The 22,181-nt window shown below is 52.6% G+C and carries 15 protein-coding genes, 1 riboswitch and 1 other annotated feature (1 of these 17 only partly in view); of the genes, 3 read left to right on the plus strand and 12 right to left on the minus strand.

All coding sequences use genetic code 11. The features are described from left to right. Nucleotides 1-42, minus strand: a binding site (T-box leader); it reaches 227 nt to the left of the window's first position. 47 nt (nucleotides 43-89) lie between these two features. Beyond that, the gene (locus tag AC4G46_RS28535) at nucleotides 90-1,646 is read right to left on the minus strand and encodes a tetratricopeptide repeat protein (protein ID WP_491129000.1); all 1,557 of its coding nucleotides are present in this window, start codon (nucleotides 1,644-1,646) and stop codon (nucleotides 90-92) included. 195 nt (nucleotides 1,647-1,841) lie between these two features. Between AC4G46_RS28535 and AC4G46_RS28540 the strand changes: the two genes are divergently transcribed. Next, on the plus strand, nucleotides 1,842-3,041 hold the full coding sequence (locus AC4G46_RS28540) for an oxalate decarboxylase family bicupin (RefSeq protein WP_491125648.1): 1,200 nt from the start codon (nucleotides 1,842-1,844) through the stop codon (nucleotides 3,039-3,041). Nucleotides 3,042-3,129: 88 nt separating this feature from the next. On the opposite strand, the gene AC4G46_RS28545 is transcribed toward AC4G46_RS28540, so the two are convergent. The 3 genes from AC4G46_RS28545 to AC4G46_RS28555 form a co-directional block, all read right to left on the minus strand. Next, entirely contained in the window at nucleotides 3,130-4,422 is a 1,293-nt protein-coding gene (locus AC4G46_RS28545; protein WP_491129001.1) for an arsenic transporter, read from the minus strand. Nucleotides 4,423-4,531: 109 nt separating this feature from the next. Next, a complete protein-coding gene (locus AC4G46_RS28550) occupies nucleotides 4,532-5,677 on the minus strand; it encodes a WG repeat-containing protein (RefSeq protein ID WP_491125649.1) in 1,146 nt (381 codons plus the stop codon). A 489-nt stretch (nucleotides 5,678-6,166) separates the two neighbouring features. Continuing rightward, on the minus strand, nucleotides 6,167-7,741 hold the full coding sequence (locus tag AC4G46_RS28555; protein ID WP_491125650.1) for a peptidase G2 autoproteolytic cleavage domain-containing protein: 1,575 nt from the start codon (nucleotides 7,739-7,741) through the stop codon (nucleotides 6,167-6,169). A 208-nt stretch (nucleotides 7,742-7,949) separates the two neighbouring features. On the opposite strand from AC4G46_RS28555, the gene AC4G46_RS28560 reads away from it, so the two are divergent. Further along, complete coding sequence (locus tag AC4G46_RS28560; protein ID WP_491125651.1) at nucleotides 7,950-8,990, plus strand: LLM class flavin-dependent oxidoreductase; 1,041 nt, start codon at nucleotides 7,950-7,952, stop codon at nucleotides 8,988-8,990. A 102-nt stretch (nucleotides 8,991-9,092) separates the two neighbouring features. Here the strand turns inward: AC4G46_RS28560 and AC4G46_RS28565 are convergent, their stop codons facing one another. Both AC4G46_RS28565 and AC4G46_RS28570 read right to left on the minus strand, forming a co-directional pair. Beyond that, nucleotides 9,093-10,229 carry a copper amine oxidase N-terminal domain-containing protein gene (locus AC4G46_RS28565; RefSeq protein WP_491125652.1) on the minus strand — a complete coding sequence of 379 codons (1,137 nt, stop codon included), beginning with the start codon at nucleotides 10,227-10,229 and terminating at the stop codon, nucleotides 9,093-9,095. Between the two features lie 153 nt (nucleotides 10,230-10,382). Further along, nucleotides 10,383-10,874 carry a cysteine hydrolase family protein gene (locus AC4G46_RS28570; RefSeq protein ID WP_491125653.1) on the minus strand — a complete coding sequence of 164 codons (492 nt, stop codon included), beginning with the start codon at nucleotides 10,872-10,874 and terminating at the stop codon, nucleotides 10,383-10,385. 150 nt (nucleotides 10,875-11,024) lie between these two features. Further along, a riboswitch (cyclic di-AMP (ydaO/yuaA leader) is annotated at nucleotides 11,025-11,168 on the plus strand. 144 nt (nucleotides 11,169-11,312) lie between these two features. Between AC4G46_RS28570 and AC4G46_RS28575 the strand changes: the two genes are divergently transcribed. Continuing rightward, nucleotides 11,313-12,476 carry a KamA family radical SAM protein gene (locus tag AC4G46_RS28575; RefSeq protein ID WP_491125654.1) on the plus strand — a complete coding sequence of 388 codons (1,164 nt, stop codon included), beginning with the start codon at nucleotides 11,313-11,315 and terminating at the stop codon, nucleotides 12,474-12,476. Nucleotides 12,477-12,545: 69 nt separating this feature from the next. Here AC4G46_RS28575 and AC4G46_RS28580 read toward each other — a convergent pair whose 3' ends face one another. The 6 genes from AC4G46_RS28580 to AC4G46_RS28605 all read right to left on the minus strand — a co-directional run bounded on the left by AC4G46_RS28580 (nucleotide 12,546) and on the right by AC4G46_RS28605 (nucleotide 22,167). Next, entirely contained in the window at nucleotides 12,546-13,445 is a 900-nt protein-coding gene (locus tag AC4G46_RS28580; RefSeq protein ID WP_491125655.1) for a DUF6612 family protein, read from the minus strand. A gap of 458 nt (nucleotides 13,446-13,903) precedes the next feature. Further along, the gene (gene lacZ / locus AC4G46_RS28585; RefSeq protein ID WP_491125656.1) at nucleotides 13,904-16,957 is read right to left on the minus strand and encodes a beta-galactosidase, LacZ type; all 3,054 of its coding nucleotides are present in this window, start codon (nucleotides 16,955-16,957) and stop codon (nucleotides 13,904-13,906) included. 33 nt (nucleotides 16,958-16,990) lie between these two features. Next, nucleotides 16,991-17,815, minus strand: coding sequence for a carbohydrate ABC transporter permease (locus AC4G46_RS28590; RefSeq protein ID WP_039877315.1), 825 nt, complete (start codon nucleotides 17,813-17,815; stop codon nucleotides 16,991-16,993). Then, on the minus strand, nucleotides 17,815-18,681 hold the full coding sequence (locus tag AC4G46_RS28595; RefSeq protein WP_491129002.1) for a carbohydrate ABC transporter permease: 867 nt from the start codon (nucleotides 18,679-18,681) through the stop codon (nucleotides 17,815-17,817). Before AC4G46_RS28595 ends, AC4G46_RS28590 begins: the two co-directional genes overlap by 1 nt. A gap of 130 nt (nucleotides 18,682-18,811) precedes the next feature. Further along, nucleotides 18,812-20,122, minus strand: a complete 1,311-nt coding sequence (locus AC4G46_RS28600) for an ABC transporter substrate-binding protein (protein WP_491125657.1) — start codon at nucleotides 20,120-20,122, stop codon at nucleotides 18,812-18,814. Nucleotides 20,123-20,400: 278 nt separating this feature from the next. Next, complete coding sequence (locus AC4G46_RS28605; protein ID WP_491125658.1) at nucleotides 20,401-22,167, minus strand: sensor histidine kinase; 1,767 nt, start codon at nucleotides 22,165-22,167, stop codon at nucleotides 20,401-20,403. Nucleotides 22,168-22,181: the final 14 nt, after the last annotated feature.

Raw genomic sequence — 22,181 nt, forward strand, 5'->3', positions numbered from 1 at the left:
TGAAGGACTGCATGTATCTACTCTTCTCATCATCGCGTTTCATTGTTGGATCTAGGATAACAAATCAAGCCATCGGTGTAAAGCGGCTGTCAGCCCTGGCTTAGCGCATTCAGCAGATCCAGCGCTTCTTCATGATCCGGCTCGATAACAAGCGCCTTCCGGGTATATTCCAGCGCACCTGCATCATCCTCCAGCTCGTAGCAGCAGATCGCCAGACAGTACAGCACGGTTACAACCGGCTCCTCATCACCCTCGGCCAGCGAAAGCTCCAGATACCGGCGGGATTCCCCGTACTGGTCCATTTCGAACAGCAGCAGTCCGGTATCCAGGGCCAGATCGTATTTTTGCGGCATCGGATAATACCCGTCCCACATCTTCTGAATCCCCAGCTGCAGGTCGAGCAGCTCCTCGTCGTTGGCATCCGGCAGCAGGGCGGAGATCCGCTCCGCGCTCTGGATGAACAGCTCGGCATCATAGCCGCCCAGCCGCCAGAAGGCCAGCATCTGCTGCATGCCCATGGAATCATAATTATTGTCAATCCACAGCTTCATGCTGAAAAAATCATCCGGTCCGAACCGTTCAACGCTCCGGCGGTAAGCCAGCCTTGTCTGCACATGGGCATCCGGGTCCTTCAGCATCAGCATACAGACTACGTTCAGATTTTTGTAATGATGCGGAGTCGTCAGTGTCTGTGCACCCTTCTGCTCAAAGTAATACTGCATAGCATGATAATTAGCCGTCAGCGAGATGCTGCCGTGATGCATCAGCTTCGGCGGCTCAAGGAACTCCCAGTTCTCCAGCCGGTGGTCTCCCTTATCTGCCGTCAGCAGGATAAAGCCTGTCCGGGACAGCCTGTCCAGCCGTTCCATACAGGACAGCGCTGCCGCAGGGAACAGAATATGCGAATCCTCCAGATGGTGCTGATAAAACGAAACCACTTCCCGGAACGGATAGTCCGGTTCTTCATAGGCAGCAGCACGGACATAATGATATTCCGGCACAATATCTCTGAGCACTTCGGAAGTAGTCATGGTGTCCGCCTGCTCCGGATACTTCAGGGATACCTCGCAGTCGAAGATTTTGCCCTCGTCCACATACAGCAGCTCCTGCTGAATGCTGTCAAAGAAGTAATTCGCGATAACGAGCAGCGGCTGTGCAAGATCACCCGGCCGGATGACCGCTCCGCTGTGTACCAGCTTCAATTCCGTGTCCTCCACCGCATCAAAGCGGGCAAAGTCCAGAATCCCCTGCTCCACAAAAGGAATCAGCCGCGGATGCTGCTGCCAGCCGGTAATATTCAGGAGCGGAAGATCGCTCATCACATATTTGAACGGCGGAAGCGGTATTCCCGCATACTCAATCAGCTCGCTCAGCTTATGCAAGGTATGGAAGGCCAGCCGGCCGGCCCCTGCCCCCATCTCCAGGATAATCACCGGTTCAGCCGTATAACCCTTGGCAGCCCGGTCCTGTAAAAATCCCAAGATCATCTCCGCATACGCCGTTCCGATCATCGGGTTGCTTGTGATATATTGCGGCACCTGATCATTGTTCCAGGCCTGCATGCCAAGCTGCTCATAATACGTCCGCTGCAGCTCCCAGATCGGGGCCTCGCTGAAGCGGTATCTCTGTTGTTCACCTGTTGTCATCTCGTTTTTGAACCTGCTCTCTGCTATTGTTGCAGCCTGCCTGCTGCTGCACTTTGGTTGAATATGAACGAAATATAACATATTCCGCTGCTTACTCCCAATCATACATCCTGCCGGACACCAATCACAATCATAATCGGCAGCTATGGAACATATAGAGTAAACATCATGCCTGTAATCCGGAGAGGAGCCGTTATGAATTCCGAACAATCCCCCTTGAAAAGCACATCTCCCGTCCCCCAGCCCATCAGAAACGACGGTGCCGGCAATGTGGATCTCGGTCCGCGCGATGTGCTGCGTGACCGGGAGAACCCTGATATGTTCGTCCCGCCTGTCACCGACAACGGGCTTATTCCAAATCTGAAATTTTCTTTTTCGGATGCCCATATGCAGCTTAACTACGGCGGCTGGTCGCGTGAGGTTACGGTCCGGGAGCTTCCCGCCGCTACAACACTAGCCGGAGTCAATATGAGCCTGACACCGGGCGGCGTCCGGGAGCTGCACTGGCATCAGCAGGCGGAATGGTCCTATATGCTGCTGGGGAGTGCCCGGATTACCGCCGTTGACCAGAACGGGCGCAATTTCATCGCCGATGTCGGTCCGGGCGACCTGTGGTATTTTCCCCCCGGCATCCCCCATTCCATCCAGGGGCTCGGGCAGGGCTGTGAATTTCTGCTGGTCTTCGACGACGGCAGCTTCTCTGACCTGAACACCTTGTCCATTTCGGACTGGTTCGCCCATACGCCAAAGGAAGTGCTGGCGGCTAACTTCGGGGTACCTGAGTCTGCCTTTGACTGTATACCAAAAGAACAGGTGTACATTTACCAGGACCAGGTACCCGGGGCGCTTGATCAGCAGAAGATACAGTCCCCTTACGGTGAAATTCCGCTGAGCTTCAAGCACAGGCTGCTGGCCCAGCCTCCGCTCACAACACCGGGAGGCAGCGTGCGGATTGTCGACTCCTCCAATTTCCCCATCTCACGGAACATCGCTGCGGCGCTGGTCGAGATCGAGCCCGGCGCAATGCGCGAGCTGCACTGGCATCCGAACAATGACGAGTGGCAGTACTATCTGAGCGGACAGGGCCGGATGACCGTGTTCGGCGGTAACGGCGCAGCACGCACCTTCAATTACAGGGCCGGGGATGTCGGCTATGTGCCGTTCGCCATGGGCCATTACATTCAGAATACCGGCACCGAGACGCTATGGTTTCTGGAAATGTTCAAAAGTGACCGGTTCGCCGATATCTCCCTGAACCAGTGGATGGCGTTAATCCCGCATGAACTGGTCAGCAGCAACCTGCACATCGGAGCGGGGCTGATGGATGCCCTGCGCAAGGTCAAATGGCCTGTTGTAAAGTATCCGGGGTGCGGCCATGAAACAGAGAAAGGTTGAATTTCATATCAAAAAAAACGCGGCCCGGACATAGCCTGTCCGGACCGTTTGTTTGAATCGGATATGCTTTTGGAGTGTACAGCTGCAGCTAGAACAGCTTCAGTTTCAAATACAGCCCTAATAAAGTAAGGAATAAGGTCGGTATAGTAAGGACAATCCCTGTCTTGAAATAGGTGCCCCAGGAAATTTTTACTCCCTTGGAGGACAGGACATGCAGCCATAGCAGCGTAGCCAGAGAACCGATCGGTGTAATCTTCGGTCCCAGATCGGAGCCGATGACATTGGCATATACAAGTGCTTCCTTGATCAGCCCTGAGGCATTTGCTGTATCCACAGCCAGCGCACCGATCAGCACAGTCGGCAGGTTATTCATAATGGATGAAATAACGGCGGCAAGGAAGCCCATGCCTATCGTTGCCGTAAACAGCCCGTGCCCGGCCAGCCTGCTGATCAAATCAGCCAGCACATCTGTAAGCCCAACATTGCGCAAGCCGTAGACTACGACATACATCCCGATTGAGAAAAAGACAATCGCCCACGGAGCGCCTTTGACGACTTCCATGGTCTTGATATTCGGGCTCCGGCTGGACATCCACAGGAAGAGAAGTGCAATCACACCGGCAACCAGCGAAACCGGAATACTCAGGAACTCGCTCACAAAATACCCGGCCAGCAGCATCGCCAGCACCGCCCAGGACAGCCGGAACATCCGGTGGTCCTTGATCGCTTCACGCGGCGTTCTGACCTGGAGGGCGTCGTAGCGCCCCGGTATGCTTTTGCGGAAATACAAATATAGCACCCCGATGCTGGCCCCCAGCGAGAACAGGGTAGGCAGCAGCATCCGCCCGGCGTACTGCATAAAGGTGATGCCGAAGAAATCGGCAGACACGATGTTCACCAGATTGCTGACAATCAGCGGCAGCGAGGTCGTATCGGCGATAAATCCGCTGGCGATAATGAACGGAAATACTTTTTTCTCATCAAAATTCAGCGCCCTTACCATTGCAAGCACAATCGGCGTCAGAATCAGCGCAGCCCCGTCATTGGCAAAAAAGGCCGAAACCACTGCCCCCAGCAAAATGACGTAAATGAACATCAGTGTACCGTTGCCGCGGGCTGCCGCCGCCATATGCAGTGCCGCCCACTCAAAAAAGCCGATTCTGTCCAGAATAAGTGAAATCAGAATGATGGCCACAAACGCCAGCGTAGCATTCCACACAATCAGTGTTACATCCCGCACATCCGTAAAACTTACTACTCCTGCGATCAGCGCCAGCAGCGCGCCCCCGCAGGCCGACCAGCCAATGGACAAGCCGCGCGGCTGCCAAATGACAAAAAACAGTGTAACCACAAAAATCAGACTGGCTAGAACAACCACAATCCAGCCTCCCGCCTGCTCAGGACGATCATGCCCCCAACACTCCCCAACTGAAATTAATCCCATGAAACATAGACATTTCCCTCTATGCTATCCTGCGGATAAGGAATAATCAAGTGGGGAATTTACGCAGGATATAGCCGGTGCCTATATCTGTAACGCCTACCGCATATCCGCCGTTAAAGGGGGAGGATTCCCGTGTATAGATAAGCTTGGTCAGCAGCTTTCCGCTTGTATTGATGTACCCGTACTGGTCAGCCTTCCTGCCGGTCTGGTCACTAATTCCCACGAGCGCAACGCCTTCGTGAAACGGAAACGCATGGTTATATTTCTGATAACCGATAACCAGCTTACCTGCGGTATTGATGAAGCCGGCTTTACCGGTGCTGTTATAGACATTTGCCAGTCCTTCGCTGAAGTTTCCCGTATTCGCATATTTATAATCAATGACGAGCTTGCCTTTCTTGTTGATAAATCCCCATTTCCCTTTTGCATTCTGCACCGCAGCCAGACCCTCTGAGAAAATACCGGCGGACTTATATCTGAACGGGATAACCGTCTGTCCGGAGACTGAGATATAACCGTATAACCCTGCTTGATTCTGAACCAGTGCCAGCCCTTCCGAAAAGCCTCTGGAGCCGGAAAGATATTGATACGGAATAGCCAGCTTGCCTGCTGTGTTAAAATAGCCGATCAAACCGCTGCCTCCGGGAGCATAAGCCGGTGAAAGTCCATCCGTAAAATAAAAATCCGAGCTGTATTTCTCCGTAAGGGCGGCTGTTATTCTGCCATGCCGGTCAATCAGCGCTTCTCCCGTACCGCCCGGCAGTTCCACATGGGCTACTCCTCCGGAGAAATTCCCGGCGGATGCGTACCTGCAAGGAACCGCTATCTCTCCTTTCGTATTGATATATCCGTACAGCCCGGTAGCGGTATCCTGTACTACGGCGCGCTGCTCTGCGAATTCAGCCTCTGGTACGATAGAATCCGGCAGTGTGAATGCCAGTTTTCCCGAGGTATTATAGTACACTTCTGTACCTTCAGCCTGCAGGCCGAACAAGAGTCCGTCATGAAACGCCGCATCGTTATTCGGTTTGACGGTCTCAAAGTCCAGCGGGGTTCCGGCAACTCTGATCGTATTTACACTGGCACTTACCGTGGTACCGGCCTTTGCAGCTGCCGCCCATCCGGTTCCTGCGTTTATGACCAGCAGACTGGCGGCCAGCAGTGAGAAGCCCAATTTGCTTAATCTGTTCATCCGTTTTCCTCCTCAGCCGTTATATCCTATAGACCCGTGCCAATTGGAAAAAGTTTCGCGGCGGTGCGCAAAGATTTACGGACTTCCGTTACCTTGCGGCATTAATTATTTAGTTAATGAAGTACTACTGGTATTCAGCAGCTCATATGCTTCATTAGGGAAACAAAAGCAGCTTCCGGGGAGGGGAGATGCCGGTCCGAGAGCCATCCTGCAGTACGGATTGGAGGATCGGACCATGAGTACAGATCAGCTTATCGCCCTGCTTGCCCTTGTCATTATGATCGTACAGCTTGCCGTAAAGAAGGATAAATCCTAGCCGCATGCCAACAGGCCGGGCAGCTCCCGATACAGGATCGGGGAGCTGCCCGGCTTTGGTGTTGAGCGGGCGCTGAAGGTAACGCTGTGTGTCGCTGTACAGAGTGCACCTTTGATAACAAAACCGTGTAATTGTCTGGGGCTCCGCTCACCCGTCATGCTCACGGCTCCGGCTTACCTCACAAAAATTCGCACCTGATCATCCCGGGTCCGGTTCATGACCCGGTATCCAGCGGCGGCTGATGTCGCAATGCCTTCATCATTCGGCATGCAGTAGCCTCCGGGACGGCAGGTGCCGTCATCGCGGACAAGCAGCTTGCCGATGACCCCTACCGCTACCCATTCGTCGCGCTCAATCCGCGGAATATACTCCTCTGCGGCGTTCCAGTCCGGATTCAGGACCGGTTCGGTTTTGGACGAGGCAGCGCGGACCACATTGCCCTCTGTATCCCTGACCTCCGGTACCTCAACCTCCTGATACTGGATCCGGTCCCACTCATCCGTCACGAACAGCTTGTGCCAGCGCAAATCGCTGGCATCCGCCAGGATGGCAGGTCTTCCGCTTACTACCCCCAGAATGTAGTCATCCTCCGCATTCGCTTTGCGGATCTTCTCGCTTCCTCCGTCGAAGGTGACAAAATACCCGGGCTCCAGCCCCTGGCCGTCAGACGTCTCGAACATCTCCGCATAATCAGCTGCAGCCGGGGAAATAACAGTACCGTCCAGATAAAGATTCCCTGTAGCCCCTTCGATTACCGCCGAATTAAGACTCGGCCCAACTGCCAGCCCGCCCGCCAGATGCCAGGAGTAGGCAAACCGGGTTGACCCGTTCTGGCCCATAATATGCGAGCCCGGGTGACCCGGCATAACGGTCGTGTTCTCGCCTTCGGCATGTGAATTCGCCCCGAAGGCCTGCGTCATAAAGCCTTCCGCATGCGAGGCCTGCCCGTCGGCCGTAGTACTCGCACCCTCGGCATGGGCGTACAGGCCGCTGGCCAGTGTACTAACGCCTTCTGCATGGGCAGACGGACCGCTGGCTGTTGCCTGCAGGCCCTCCGCATGACTGGCTGTCCCGCTGGCGGTTGTGCTCTGCCCTTCGGCATGCGAGAAATCGCCCAGCGCCACTGGCCCTGCCGCAGCCGTTATATCTAAAGTTCCGCCCTCCGCATGCGAGGCAAAGCCCAGCGAAGTGGTTCCGACCCCCTCGGCATGGGAGCCGGCCCCGCCGGCAAAGTTGGGTGCAGGATTGCCCAGCGGATCAGTGCCTCCGCCTTCGGCATGGGACGCCCTTCCGGCAGCCGAGTTCCCCTCCCCTTCGGCATGGGCACTCGCTGCACCGGCCTGAGTCGATGTGCTGAGGCCTTCCGTATGCGAATAGTCTCCCCAGGCCTGCGTAGCATTGCCTTCCGCATGAGCCTCCGCCCCGGCTGCCAGTGTCATGGAGCCCTCGGAATGCGAGCCGGCTCCAAGGGCATGGGTCAGGTATCCTTCTGCATGTGAAGCCACGCCTCCGGCTGTTGTGGAAGTGCCCTCGGCATGGGCCGTATCATTCGTTGCCTGTGTAAGATGTCCTTCTGCATGGGACGCGCTGGCACTTGCAACCGTATTGCTGCCCTCTGCATGTGAGCTGTCTCCGCTGGCAAGGGTAGCAAAGCCCTTCGCATGAGCTGCCGCCCCGCTGGCAGTCGTGTTCAATCCTTCGGCAAGAGCGGCAAAACCGCTCGCCGTATTCCCTAATTCTTCTCCCACTCCTGATCACCGCTTTCGTCCGTAATACAATAAGCTATGTCCCAACGGGAAGGGCAGTAACGGCTGAACGGTCCAAGTTATCCAAATTGGCGCATGACACGGCCCGGCATGGCATCGCCGAATAAATCCTTAATTTTCACTTACTAAAGTTGAGAAACATTAAAAAGTATAGTAATATATCTGTATGAGAAGAGGGAGGCGGATTTAGATGGAAATAGGAATCAGCACATTTTTGGAAACGACACCCGATCCGGTGACCGGTGAGGTAATCAGCCATGCTGAAAGACTGCGTGAGGCTGTAGAGGAAATCGTCCTTGCCGATCAGGTCGGACTGGATGTGTACGGAATCGGAGAGCATCACCGTGCCGACTATGCCGGGAGCGCGCCTGCGGTTGTCCTGGCGGCTGCAGCGGCAATGACCAAGAATATCCGGCTTACCAGCGCCGTATCCGTACTATCTTCGGATGATCCGGTACGGGTCTATCAGCAATTCGCCACACTTGACGGCATTTCGAACGGACGGGCAGAGATCATGGCAGGCCGGGGCTCTTTCATTGAATCCTTCCCGCTGTTCGGCTATAGCCTGGACGATTATAACGAATTATTCGAAGAAAATCTGGAGCTGCTGCTGAAAATACGCGCCTCCGAAAAGGTAACCTGGCGCGGCGGCCACCGTCCGGCGATTGACAACCTGCCTGTGTATCCGCGTGCGGTACAGGACCCCCTGCCGGTATGGATCGCTACAGGCGGTAATCCCGAGTCGGCCATCCGGGCCGGGATGCTCGGCCTTCCGGTTGCATTTGCCATTATCGGCGGGATGCCGGAACGCTTCGCCCCGCTGGTGAAGCTGTACAAGGAAGCCGCAGCGCGGGCCGGACACAATCCTGACAAGCTGCAGATTGCGACCCATTCTCACGGCTTTGTCGGGGAAACCACTGAACAGGCAGCGGCCTTGTTCTACCCTTCCACCCAGGCGCAGATGAATGTCATCGGCCGTGAACGCGGCTGGGGCCAGAGCTACAACCGGGCCACCTATGACGATGCCCGCAGCCTGCGCGGGGCTCTGTATGTCGGCGACTCCGAATACGTGGCAGAGAAGATTATTCTGCTGCACAAAAATCTTGGCGTGACCCGTTTCTTCCTCCACGTCAATGTCGGCACCATGCCGCACCGTGAGGTTATGCGCGCGATCGAGCTGCTCGGCACCAAGGTTGCGCCGATTGTACGGCAGGAGCTGGCGAAGAACTAATTCTTTGTCCATATAAAAAGATGCCCAGGCAGGCCTTCCCCCGGCCTGCCTGGGCATCTTTTTGTTGTAGGCATTAACCGCCGGGTAATCTTCTCCTTGGAATCATTGCGAATCCACCTTGTACGTCACAGTCTTCACTTTACCGTCAGGCAGTGTGGCATAGGTGAAGGTCATTACGTTGCCCTCCCGCTTCTTCAGCACCAGCATTTTTGTCAGATAAAACTCATCCGATCCGTCCGCCCGGTCCCATTCCTTACGGTCCCCGGCACTGATCAGCTGCTCACTAAGATTTATGCCTGCTCCACTTGCCGTGTGAATGGCAAACAGCTGGGTGCTCGTCATTAAGCGCGCCAGAATAATATCTTCCGCCGCATATTCGATGGTGTAATTTCCTTCTGTGCCTGTGATGGCTTCCAGATCAAAAAGCTTCCCCAGGCTGCCGTCTGCATTAATATACTGTATGCTCAGGCCATCGGTCATGTAGAGCTGGCTAGTCTTCAGCAATGGTGCTTTTATATATGACTTGATCGTGTAGTGATAGTCCATCTGCTTTACGACTTTGCCGTCTTTGATCAGTACCTGGTAGCTGTTGCTGAAATCATTGAACATGGCATAATGGTTATCCGTGAGCAGCAAAAGCTCCGTACCCTTCCCCACATTCTTAACCTCAAGGCTGTGGGTGTAGGCCAGATCAGCAAACGGCAGCTCCCCGATCAGCACAGGCTTGCCGGAAGCCGAGGCATTATAGAATACATCGCCGTTCTTTTGTGACACCCAGTAGGTTCTGCCTTGAGCCGAAGCAACGGAGTAACGCAGCTCATCCACAATGTTCAAGCTGCTTGTGCCTTTGTCATACACCGTTTTGCCGCCCAGCAGACTGACTGCAGATACCAGCGGTACATAGACTTTCCCTTTGAGAATACGGGGCGCTTTAGCCAGCGTTGATGCGGTGCCATTTACAGCTGTACTGACAGTGCCGGCAGTCATAGTTACTTCACGGCCGGGGCGGATCAGCTTAGCCGACTTCGTGCTCTGGTTCCAGGTGAGGGCGTAACCCATCGTCTGTGCCAGCTGCTGCAGCGGAACAAGCGTAGTACCTGCCGTAACTACCTGGCTGCTCCCCAATGAAGTCTCATTGTAATTCAGCTGAATCACGCTATCCGTAGCCGCAGATGCCGCTCCCGGACTTAAAGCGATGGCTGCGGCCAAAATACCGGCTGCCAGCTTCCAATTTCTCATTATGTAACTCTCCCCTATAATGGAATAGCTTCTGTAGTATTGGACGAGAGTATTTGGAAAAAGTTGCTATATAGCAGCTGCTCCGGAATAAAAAACACCCGTCTGTTCCGCAGTAAAAAAACCGCAGACAGGCGAGTGTATTCATCCTTACTATTATTGGCTGATCAAATAAGGAATTACCGGATAGGAAATCAGATTACGGTCTCTGTATGCCGCAGTGATTACGTCGCTGTGTGCGCTCAAAACACCATTTTGCAGCAAAACCGGACGGAAGCCCCGCTCACTCGCCCCGTTGTAAGTGAACTGCACGCAGTGCTCTACCGAGAAGCCCGAGATAATCAGCAGCTCCACGCCGTGTTCGTTCAGAAGCTGCTCCAGCTCTGTTTTCCAGAATGCGTTCGAGTACTCCTTGGTTACCTTCAGATCACTGTCCGCCACCTGAATCTCGGGAATGATATTGTAGCGCTCCCTGGTAGCTTCCTCTATTCCTTCAATGTCCTGAATATGAATGACCGGCTGGCCCTTCTCCCGGAGCATGTCCGCAACATAATTAATATATTCACAGCCGCGGTCCAGCGTTTTCTGATCCACATGATCCCTCACATGAATTTCCTGCATATCAATGATTAAATAGCCCAGCTTCATCAAGGCCCTCCTTGTTGTAAAAAGATATGCCGATATCGTACAACATAATCAGCCGGTATACCAAATAACGTTTGATTAAAACTAAACTGTAAAAAGATAACCTTGCAGCTGACGCCAATAGCTTTGACTTCTGCAAACTTTGCAGGTTATACTTGATCTACGCTTAATTTCCAGTATTTCCAGCTGGAAAGCGGGGGAACCAGTCAATTGGGGCGAATCATTGAGCTATACAATGTAGGGTACCATCTTACCCGAGTCCGTCAGCTAACCTCGTCAGTAGTGGATGGGTCTGCTTTTTTATGTTTCTGATAACATGAGACCCTTGTGCTAAGGGTCTCTTTTTGTGTTTTTTAGAGACCCTGCTGGCTGCCAGTTTGGCTTTTTGACATCAAGGCTCCCTCTTGTCCTCGCCAATACGAGATCAAAGGAGAGATTCATGTGCAAAAGGTACGATACATAACCGACATTAACAAAATGGAAATGCTGCCCGAAGCAGAGAAATCCCGGCTGAGGGAGGTTACGGACAAATTTGTGTTCCGGGCCAATGATTATTATTTGTCATTAATAGACTGGGAGGACCCGGATGATCCGATCCGCAGGCTGGTCGTTCCAGGTGAGGGTGAGCTTATGGAGTATGGGCAGTGGGATGCCTCCGACGAGGAAGCCAACTATGTGGTGCCGGGCTGTCAGCACAAGTACCGGACTACCGCTCTGCTGATTGTTTCCGAAGTCTGCGGGGCTTACTGCCGCTACTGCTTCCGCAAACGGCTGTTCCGCAACGATGTCAAGGAGGCCTCCTCCGACGTCTCCGCCGGGATCGAATACATCGCCGCTCATCCGGAGATCAACAACGTTCTGCTGACCGGAGGCGACAGTCTGATTCTCTCGACGACCAAGCTGCGCTTCATTATTGAGAGCCTGCGGGCCATCCCGCATGTCAAAATCATCCGTCTCGGCTCCAAGCTGCCGGTATTCAATCCCATGCGTATCTCCCAGGACCCCGAGCTGCTGGAGCTGATCCGCACCCACTCTACTGTAGAGAAACGGATCTACATCATGGCGCATATCAATCATCCGCGGGAGATTACACCTGAAGCTAAGCGTGCTGTCAGAGCCCTGCATGATGCCGGTGCGATTATCGTCAACCAGACTCCGGTGCTTAAGGGCATTAACGATGACCCCGCTGTGCTGGGCGAATTGCTGGACCGCCTCTCCTGGGCCGGAATCACGCCCTACTATTTCTTTATTAACCGGCCGATCGCCGGTAACCGTGAGTTCGTCCTGCCGCTTGAGCAGGTGTACCGGATCGTCGAGGAGGCCAAAGCCAGAACCTCCGGTCTCGGCAAAAGAGTCCGGCTCTCCATGAGCCACTCCTCCGGCAAAATTGAAATTTTGGCTATTGAGGACGGCAAAGCCTATCTCAAATACCATCAGTCCCGGGATCAGGAGTACGGAAAATTCATGATCCTCGACTGCCCGGAGGAGGCAGAATGGTTCGATGACCTGCCTGGAAACGAGCAGTACTGGAGCAAACCTGTGAAGAAAAGTGCGGGTGTCTTTCCGGCTGATGTACCTGTGCAGGAGACGGTTATTGCAAAGTGAGGTTTACTGTTTAGACAGCAACAGCCCCGGTGAGCGCATGGCTCACCGGGGCTGTTCCATATGATAAGACTATTCCAGCTCAGCCGGCTTTACAATCGTTGCCGTCTTATTGTTCTTGGAGTATTTGGCTTCAATCTTGGTGCTATATGTATCCTTCGCCCCGTCGGCAGCCAGTACATAACTCAGATCAACAGTCAGCTTCTCCGTCTGCCATGTCTTGGAGTTGACGAATACCTTCCAGGTTACACTCTTGGGCAGCAGGGTCTCACCATCCCAGAGATTCTCCTGATCATATAAGGTAATGACCGCCTTGGCTGCTGCCGGATCGGTCAGTGTAAACTGCATAACGGTCTGTGCACCTGCCGTGCTTACTTTCATCGCCTTTTTGTAGGCTTTGATGGAGTCAAGCATGGCTGCGGGATCATATTGGCCCTTGGAGTAAAAGGTATCCCATTCCTCCTTCTCCAGGTCAATCCAATATTGCGCATCCGGATCAATCGGCTCTCCGTCGCCGTCCGTCACTGCATCAGTGCTGCTTCCCTCTTCACTATCCTCGTATGCCTCTTCGGAATCAGCGATAAGCTCACTGCCGTCCACCAGATAGTAGAACTCCTTGTCATTAGCATACAGCTCGTAAGAAGTCTCCAGCAGACTGACCTTTACACTTCCTGCTGCAGCAAAAGCCGGCAGACGGTTGATATCCAGATTCAGCGTGTTGGTATTGCTGATCTTCACGCCGCCGCTCTGCACATCCTGTTTCTTGGTCACATCAATGTGAAAATTCTTTAGTGTCTTCGCTGCTGCTGTTACTTTGCTGATTACCTGATCAGCAGTAGGCGCTTTAGCAGCAGTTGCTTTTGCCGCGGCAGCCGATACCGTCTCGGGACCGGACACCCCTCCAGCTGCCCCCGACAGCAGGATCGCCCCCGCAGCCAGACTTGTGCCGATTGTTTTTAGTACCCTTTTCATCCAAATTCCCCTTCTCGGATTATAACACCGGCCTCAGCAAGCCTCTCCCATAGCCTGTCTGGCCGGATATCCGCCCATTAGTATTGTTCAAGCACATCTGTTCCTCCAATAATTTACCATGGGCTTGTATTGCTGTAAATGAATCTTTCCTATTCAGGTAGTCCTGAATAAGCTAAGTGGAAATTTGTCATTTATTTCTTGGCTAACACGCCGGAATCACTCTACTAGTTGTAAAAACGTCACTTAAATCTGCAGTATTGGCTGTTATTAGAAGCTACCGTTAAATTTAAGTGTGGTTTTTCCAACTAATGAGTCTACAAATCAGAAAATCATGAAATTAAGTGCCGAAATTCCAACTAAATGCCGATATTCACTTGCACCCAAGTGCCCCCAAACAAAAAAAGGCCCCGGTCTGAATACGATCAGACCGGGGCCGGTTTCACTTTTGCAATATTAAATTATCGCTCTCCCAATCCCGCACCGGACAGGAAGAATTCATATTCCAGCGTCTGGTCTGCAGGAATTCTGTATTCCGGATGAACCGGTGCGCCCCAGCTGTCGTCACCGCCGACGCCCATTTGTCTGCCGGAAACAGTTACTACAGTGTAGTGAACCTGCGGAAGCTCAAACGGATGAGCGGCATGCTCCAGCTCGAATGCCGTGTAAGGCGACAAAGTGCACTCTACAGGTGCGCTTGCCGGAGCTGAAATTTGCAGCCCGATGCCTGCGTTATCGGTAATGCTCACGCGGCGGACGCCGGTACGGTTGCCCGATTCCTGCGGTACAAGGTAGCGGGACGGCAGGTCCTGCACCTTCCGGCTGAACACGCCAAGTCTGGCGCCGAATGCACGGTCGATGTAGTTCTCCTCAGGTCCCATCGCATACCATTCTGACTGTTCATAGTCAGCCGACATCTTGAAGGACAACGCTACGATCGGCACATCCGGAAGTCCGGCAGCGCCGCTATAACGTGTACGAACTCTTACTGTTCCGTCACCATAGACGGTATAAGCCGTTTTAAACTCAAGCTTTTCATGAATGCTGAACCGGTAATCAAAGCTTACCGTTACTGCACCCTCTTGCTTTTCAAGGCTTACCTCTACACAATTGCGGGCCAGACTGGCAGCGTACCAGGCTCCGCCATGGTAACCGAGCTGGGTTCCTTTATCGTTATCGGTAGTCGCACGCCAGAACAGCGGAGCTGGCGGAGCCTCAATCATCTCATGTCCGTGGTAGTTCAGTGACACGAGCGATCCGACCTGCTTGGAGAAGATTACGGTAAAGCCTTCGCCAATGACGCCGATCTGCACATCCCCTTCTACTACATTCAGTGCGCCTGCCGGCAGTTCAGCCTGCCCGGCTTCCACGTTAAAAATATGCTCGCCAAAGGCAATTTCATAACCCGCTTCGGCCCAAAGCTCAGCTTCCTTCAGTACCAGGGAGGCCTGAATGCTGTACTCCCCCGGAGTCCCTTCTGTATGCGGAAGCTCGATCGGTACCCATACTTCGCTTTGCGGAGCAGCGTCAACACCGGTTGTCCACTTGCCGAGCAATTCGCCGTCACAATACAGGCTGTATTCCAGTACCAGATGATCGGTTCCTGCGAACAGGCTTTCATTAGTCACGCGAATGCCTGTCTGGTCTGGCGCAAGCTTGTAGTTCTGATACAGGAATTTAACCTCCTGCATCTTCGGTGTCCACTTCCGGTCAGCGAAGACAATGCCGTTCCCGCAGAAGCTGTAATCTGTCGGACGGTCACCGAAGTCACCGCCGTAAGCGAAGAATTCGTTGCCATAACGGTCCTTCTTCAGAATGGACTGGTCGATGTAATCCCAGATAAAACCGCCCTGGTACATCGGGTACTTATTCTCAAGCTCCGTATATTTGTGCATGCCGCCGACAGAATTGCCCATCGCATGCATGTATTCGCAGCTGAGATACGGCTTGTCCGGATTACTGTTCAAATATTCCTCAATGTCGGCCGGCTTCGCGTACATCCGGCTCTCCATATCGCTTGTATCATTATAATTGCGGTCATAGAACACACCTTCATAGTGAACGAGCCGGCTGTTATCCCGGCTGCGGAACCAGTTCGCCACATCCAGAATGACCTGCCCTGCATATGATTCGTTACCGCAGGACCAGATCAGAATGGACGGATGGTTCTTGTCCCGTTCTACCATATTGATCGCACGGTCCAGCACGATGTCATGCCACTGAGGGTCATTATGAGGAATATTCCAGGAGGGCTCAACCGCGCCCATCTTCTGCCAGGAGCCGTGCGTTTCCAGATTCATCTCGTCGATCACATAAACCCCGTATTCATCGCACAGCTCATACCATAACGTCTGGTTCGGGTAATGCGAGGTACGTACGGCGTTGATGTTGCTTCTCTTCAGCGTCTGGATATCCCACAGCATATCCTCGCGGGTAATGTTGCGGCCGGTACGGCAGTTAAATTCATGACGGTTAACGCCCTTAAAGACGATCCGCTTGCCGTTAATGCACATAAGCTTGTTCTTCATCTCAAACCGGCGGAAGCCTGCCTTCTGTACAACAGCTTCCACAATGGCTCCGTCTGCACCCGTCAAGGTGAGACAAACGGTATAGAGATACGGGTTCTCCGCACTCCAGGTCAGCACATCGGCAACTTCTCCCGACAGGGTCAGCTCTTGCCCGTCAAACACAACTTCGCTGCTAAGCCGGACCTCTCCGTCCCGGTCCTTTAGCTCCAGCTTGGCACCGACTGCTTCCTGCGGCGATTCCAGTAGCCGCATCGTTACGTTCAGGCTGCCTTGTGTATAAGTATCGTCCAGCTCAGCCCGTACTTCGAGATCACGGATATGAACTTTAGGAACCGTATATAAGTACACCTCACGGAAAATCCCGGAGAAACGCCAGAAATCCTGATCCTCCAGCCAGCCGCCGGTGCTGCGCTGGTAGACCTCAACGGCCAATTTATTTTTACCCGGCCGCATGAACGGAGTCAGGTCAAACTCCGAAGGAGTGAAGCTGTCCTCGGCATAGCCGACAAACTCTCCGTTCAGCCAGACGTAGAAGGCCGACTCCACACCCTGGAAGGAGATGAACAGCGGCCCGTTCTCCATATTTTCCGGCAGGCGGAATTCCTTAACATAGCTGCCCACCGGATTATGGTCCGGAGAGATGTGCGGCGGACGGAGATCAATCAGCCCATCCCAAGGGTACATTGTATTCACATATTGCGGCCGGCCGTAGCCCTGCAGCTGAATATGTCCGGGAACCTGGATGTTGTCCCAGCCAATGCAACTATATTCTTCCTTATAAAAACCTTCCACACGGCTTGCCGGATTCGGCGCATAACTGAATTTCCAGCTTCCGTTCAGGCTGAAGCGCATATCCATCGGTGCTCCGGCCTCTGCTTCAGCCATGTTTGTATAATAACGGTGGTCCGAATGAGCCTCCACCCGGTTCACCTTAAAGGTGCCCGGATCTTCCAGCCAGCTCAGGCTTGGGGTAACTGCCAATTTCATTTCCTCCTTAGATAGAAAGTAAACTTTCAATCATTATTTCACGGATCCCACCATACCGGCAACGAACTGCTTCTGCATCAGGAAGAAGACAAGTGCTGTCGGAAGCGTAGAGATAACGACTGCAGCCATAATAACGCCGAAATCCGGGGAGTAGCTGGAGCCCAGGTTCGAGATCAGCAGCGGAATCGTCCGTTTTTCCGGAGTCTGCAGCACGATCAGCGGCCAGAGGTAGTTGTTCCAGCTGGACATGAACGTGATGATTGCGGCGGCGGAATAGGTCGTCTTCATCGTCGGCATATAGATTTTGAAGAACAGGCCGAGCTCCGATAATCCGTCAATCCGTCCGGCTTCAAGGAGCTCCCGCGGGAACATCTTGGAGCTCTGGCGGAAGAAGAAGATCAGGAACGCCGTCGTAAAGGTCGGAAGAACTACTGCAGCCACTGTGTTAACTCCGATGAGCGGAGCAGCAGCCGACAGCTTGGAGAACATTTGATACAGCGGAACCATCAGCGCGGCAAACGGGATCATCATGGATAATAATAACAGATTGAAGACCATGTCCTTCGCTTTGCTGCGGTAAATCTCAAATCCGTATCCGGCCAGGGAAGCAACCAGCAGGGCCAGAACCGTTGTCGTCAGAGCGATTTTGAGCGTATTCCAGAGCGCAGGCACCAGGTTGATTGACTCTGTAAGCTTTCTGATGTTGTCGAACAGAGCTGTTCCGGGCAGCATTCTGCCCTGTGTGACGTCAACCGAAAGGTTAGTGGCGCTGATAATCATCCACAGGAACGGGAAAATCGAAACGAACGCTACAATCGACAGAAAAATATAAATGGGGGCACGGCGTAAGCTTCTCATTATTTATCATCACCTGCCAGTTTAATTTGAAGGAAGGACAGAATAATAATCATGACTACGATGGAGTACGACACAGTCGCGGCGTATCCGAAGTCAGGTGTGTACTTGAACGAAAGATTATAAATATATTGGGAAATGGAGAGCGTCGCGTTGCCGGGACCTCCCTTGGTTATATTCATAATTTCATCGAACAGCTGCAGGGTACCGATAGTCGAGGTGATCGACGTAAACAGAATGATCGGCTTGAGCAGCGGAACGGTAATCGAGAAAAATTGTCTCGGGCCCGAAGCACCGTCAATTTTTGCAGCTTCATAAATGGAACTGTCGATGTTTTGCAGCGAGGAGAGGAAGAAAATCATATTGTATCCTGTCCAGCGCCAGGTAATGGCAATGATAATCGTAACTTTCGCCCAGAAGGGATCGGAGATCCACTGGATCGGTTCAGACAGGATGTGCATGTTCATTAACGCCAGGTTAATCAGACCGTCATTGCCAAACAGATATTTGAACACAACGGAGTAAGCTACAAGTGAAGTTACGCAAGGCAGGAAAATCGCTGTACGGAAAAAGCCTTTGAAGCGCAGTTTGCTGTCATTCAGCAGTACCGAGATCATCATTGCAAATACGATCATAATCGGCACCTGGACAATCAGGAACAGGAAGGTGTTCTTCACTGCTGTAAAAAAGGTTTTGTCGCTGAGCAGACGCTTGTAATTGGTTAATCCGTCAAAATGAAGGTTAGCCCCTGCGCCCGTCTTGAACGAGAGCAGCAACGCTTGAATCATCGGATAGAAATAAAACAGACAGATCATGAGGACGGCTACGGCGATAAACAGCCAGCCGGTAAGCTTCGCGCGATTGCGCATGGTATGGTTCACAGCTCTCATTCCTTTCTCTATACAGGCGTAAATCTTTAAAAGGAGAAGCCGCTGTCCTCCGTCCTGGCTCTAGACGGCAGGTAGGGAGGACAGCGGGCAATCAGTTCTTGCAGAAATGTTACTGGATTTGGGATTCTGCCTGGGACTGTGCATCTCCAAGCGCTTTATCAATAGCTGTACCGTTCAGGAAGTTCTGCATTTCAACCTTGAGGATGTCCTCAATAGCGTAAGTGTGCAGACCGTAGTTTACGTTAGGGATTTCAGCAGTCCATTTTGCAAAGTCAGCGATAACCTTTTGTCCGCCGAAGAATTCATCAGCCGCACCGTAAGCTTCGCCTTCAGCAGCCGGTTTGTAAGTCCCTACAACGCCTACGTCTGTTACAAGCTTCTGGTACAGATCAACGTCGGAGCCGAGTGTTGCGCCCAGGAATTTAACTGCTGCTTCTTTACCGTCATTGTTCAGCACATACCAGGAGCTGCCCCCGAGGTTAGATGCGTGTACAGAGTTTGCGGCATTCTTAAGTTTAGGGAACGGTACAACCGCCCATTTACCGGACTGGTCAGCTGTTGCTTTTACAGAAGGTGTAATCCAGTTGCCTGTAGGAACGGAAGCAACATCACCGCTGTTGAAGCCTGCCAGGAAGGAGCTCCAGTCAGAGTTGATTTTTACGATATTGGCATTCATCAGCTCTTTGTAGCTTTCGAATGCTTCCTTCAGTACTGCGTTGTCTTTAAGGTCAGGTGTTGTTCCGTCTTCTTTCAGGTACCAGGAGCCGGCGGACTGGATCATCATGCGGATCAGCCCCAGATCGTTAGGGTCCTGAGTCAGCATATCTTTGCCAGTCTTTTCTTTAATCGCTTTACCGATTTCAATGTACTGCTGCCAGTCGATATCCTGCAGATCGTCAGTAGTATAGCCTGCTTCCTGCAGATAATCGGTGCGGACATAGAGGCCTACAACACCGGAGTCGAACGGTACGCCGTATTGCTTGCCGTCAAAGCTGGTTGGCCCGAGCTTATATTCAGCGAAATCAGCTGTGTTGATCGCATCGCCCAGTTCCTGAAAAGCATCTGGATACGTTTGCAAGAAGCTTTGTGCACGGTAATCTTCAATCAGTACGATGTTCGGCAGACCGGAAGCGGAGCCTGAGTTAAGACCTGTGTTCAGCTTCTGGATAATGTCATCCTGTGCATACTCAACAACTTCAATTTGTGCATCCGGATTTTTGGCCACATAAGCGTCCTTAGCCAGGTTCATTGCAGCAATATTAAAGTTTTTGTCCCATGCCCAGACGGTGATTTTCTGGTTTCCGCCGGCTGCATTTCCTTCAGCTCCGGTATTGGCCTCGTTATTAGTATTAGCGTTGCTTGAGCAAGCGGTCAGAAGTGTAAATCCGGCGAGCAGAAGCGCGGTAGCTTTTTTCTTCATGATGTATATCCCCCTAACATGTATTTGAAAGTGCTTTCTTTAAACAGAATATCATTCTGGATACTCATTTCGTTAGAAATGATTTTAGTTAAAATAGTGATAATATTGTCTTCTGTATCCGCTTCCACGGTCTATGGATTAGGATTATTTTTCTCCTTTCGCACTTTTTTTAGGTAAAACAGGCCGCCCAGATGCAAGAAGCCGGCGCCGGGATGCGGCGCCGGCTCGCGGCGTAGCTGTCATAGTATGCTGCAAAGGCAGCGGTTCAATGCGTGTTTTCAGCAAGGAATTCTGATAGAGACTTTTGTCCCCTGGCCAGGGGTACTGGTGATGGTTACGCCGTACGGCTCACCGTACAGCAGCAGCAGGCGGTCATGGACATTACGGATGCCGATGCCGCTGAACAGCTGGCGGCTGCTTGTTGAAGCCGGGATTGTCTCCTTATTGTCCAGATCCATACCGTCTCCTGTATCAACCACCTCGCAGTGAAGTGTATCCCTGTCCTTCATGATGGTGACATAGATATAGCCCGAGGTCTTGATATTGAAAGCGTGGAAAAAGGCATTCTCAATAAAAGGCTGCAGAATCAGCTTGGGTACCTTGGCCCCCATACAGTCCGGAGACACAAACGTCTCTACCTTGACCCGGCTGCCGTTGCGCACCTGATTGATGAAGACATAATGCTTCAGGTTAATCAGCTCATCTTCTACGGTAATGGTCTCTTTCACATTGCTGATCGTATTCTGCAGCAGCGAGATGAGGGCATGGATCGTCTCCGTCGCCTGCTCCTTGCTGCCCCGCTGCACCAGAATATTGACCGAGGCCAGCGTGTTATACAGAAAATGCGGATTGATCTGCTGCTGCAGTGCGGCCAGCTCGGCATTCCGCTGCTCCTTCTGCGTTTCCACCAGCTGGGCGACATAGTCATTAAGCTCTTTAAGCATATAATTGAATGCCGTGCTCAGCTGCCTCGTTTCATAGCTGCCGGTAACAGACATATAGTTATGGAAATTCTTTTTGGTCACATTGGACATTTTTTTGACCAGCGTGCGCAGGGACAGCGTCAGGCGTTTGGTCAGAAAATAAATCAGGAGCACCGCAACCGCGGCAATCGCTCCGCCGATCAGAAAAAGCATCTTTTTATCAAACAGCGTGCCGATGGTCTCCTTTTTATCAATCAGATTTACAATATAAAAGTTATAGGACGGCAGATAATCGGCCAGCACGATGACTTCCCTTCCGTCAATGGTCAGCTCCTGGCTGGCAAGCCCCGCCTCGGCAATCTGCTTCGCGCTGCTCAGGAGGTCGGACGAATAGCTGCCGATCTGCTCCGTCCGGTTGCTTGACACAATCCGCCCGGCTGTATCCAGAAACATGACATCATTGCCTTTGCTCGTAAAGCTGGCGTAGTTCTTGCGGAAGTCACTTTCACGCGTGAACATGTACAGTGTACCGTATGGTTCTGTAAGTCCGGGTGCAGTCAGTGCCTTCGCTGCAACCAGATAACGGCCCGCTGAATTCAGCGGGCTTGCGTCCATAAAGCTATAGAACAGCTTCCCGCCCTGCTCCTGCGCAGCCGCTGTAATCGGATTGTCCCTGAGCTGCGCGGAGGAGCCAGACCAGTACGTGACATCGCTGGTATAGCTCCTGCCGTTCCCTCCCAGAATGGACAGGCCGATGTTGGCGGCCCCGATGCCGGACTGAATACGGTCCATCTGGTCCCGCATGCTGTAATACCGCCGGAAATTGGCCAGCGAGCTCCCGTCCTTTTCGGTCATGAAGCTGCGGATTACCCCGCTCTGCCCGACATTTATCGCTGTATTAACGGTAGTATAGTGCGAGTTATCCAGTGCGCTTTTAATCTGGTTGATGATTTTTGAATTGGTAATGCTGAAGGTCTGTACGAACAGCGTCTGCGACATTTGTGCAGTCACTGTAGTAATCAGTACAGTAACGAGCACAATACTGATAACCATAACAACGAATATTTTGCTGAACAGGCTCTGGTCTCTGAGCTTTCCGATCCATTTTTCGATTAATCCCATTTGAGGCTCCTTCT

The organism is Paenibacillus sp. fava2 (genome assembly GCF_058313675.1).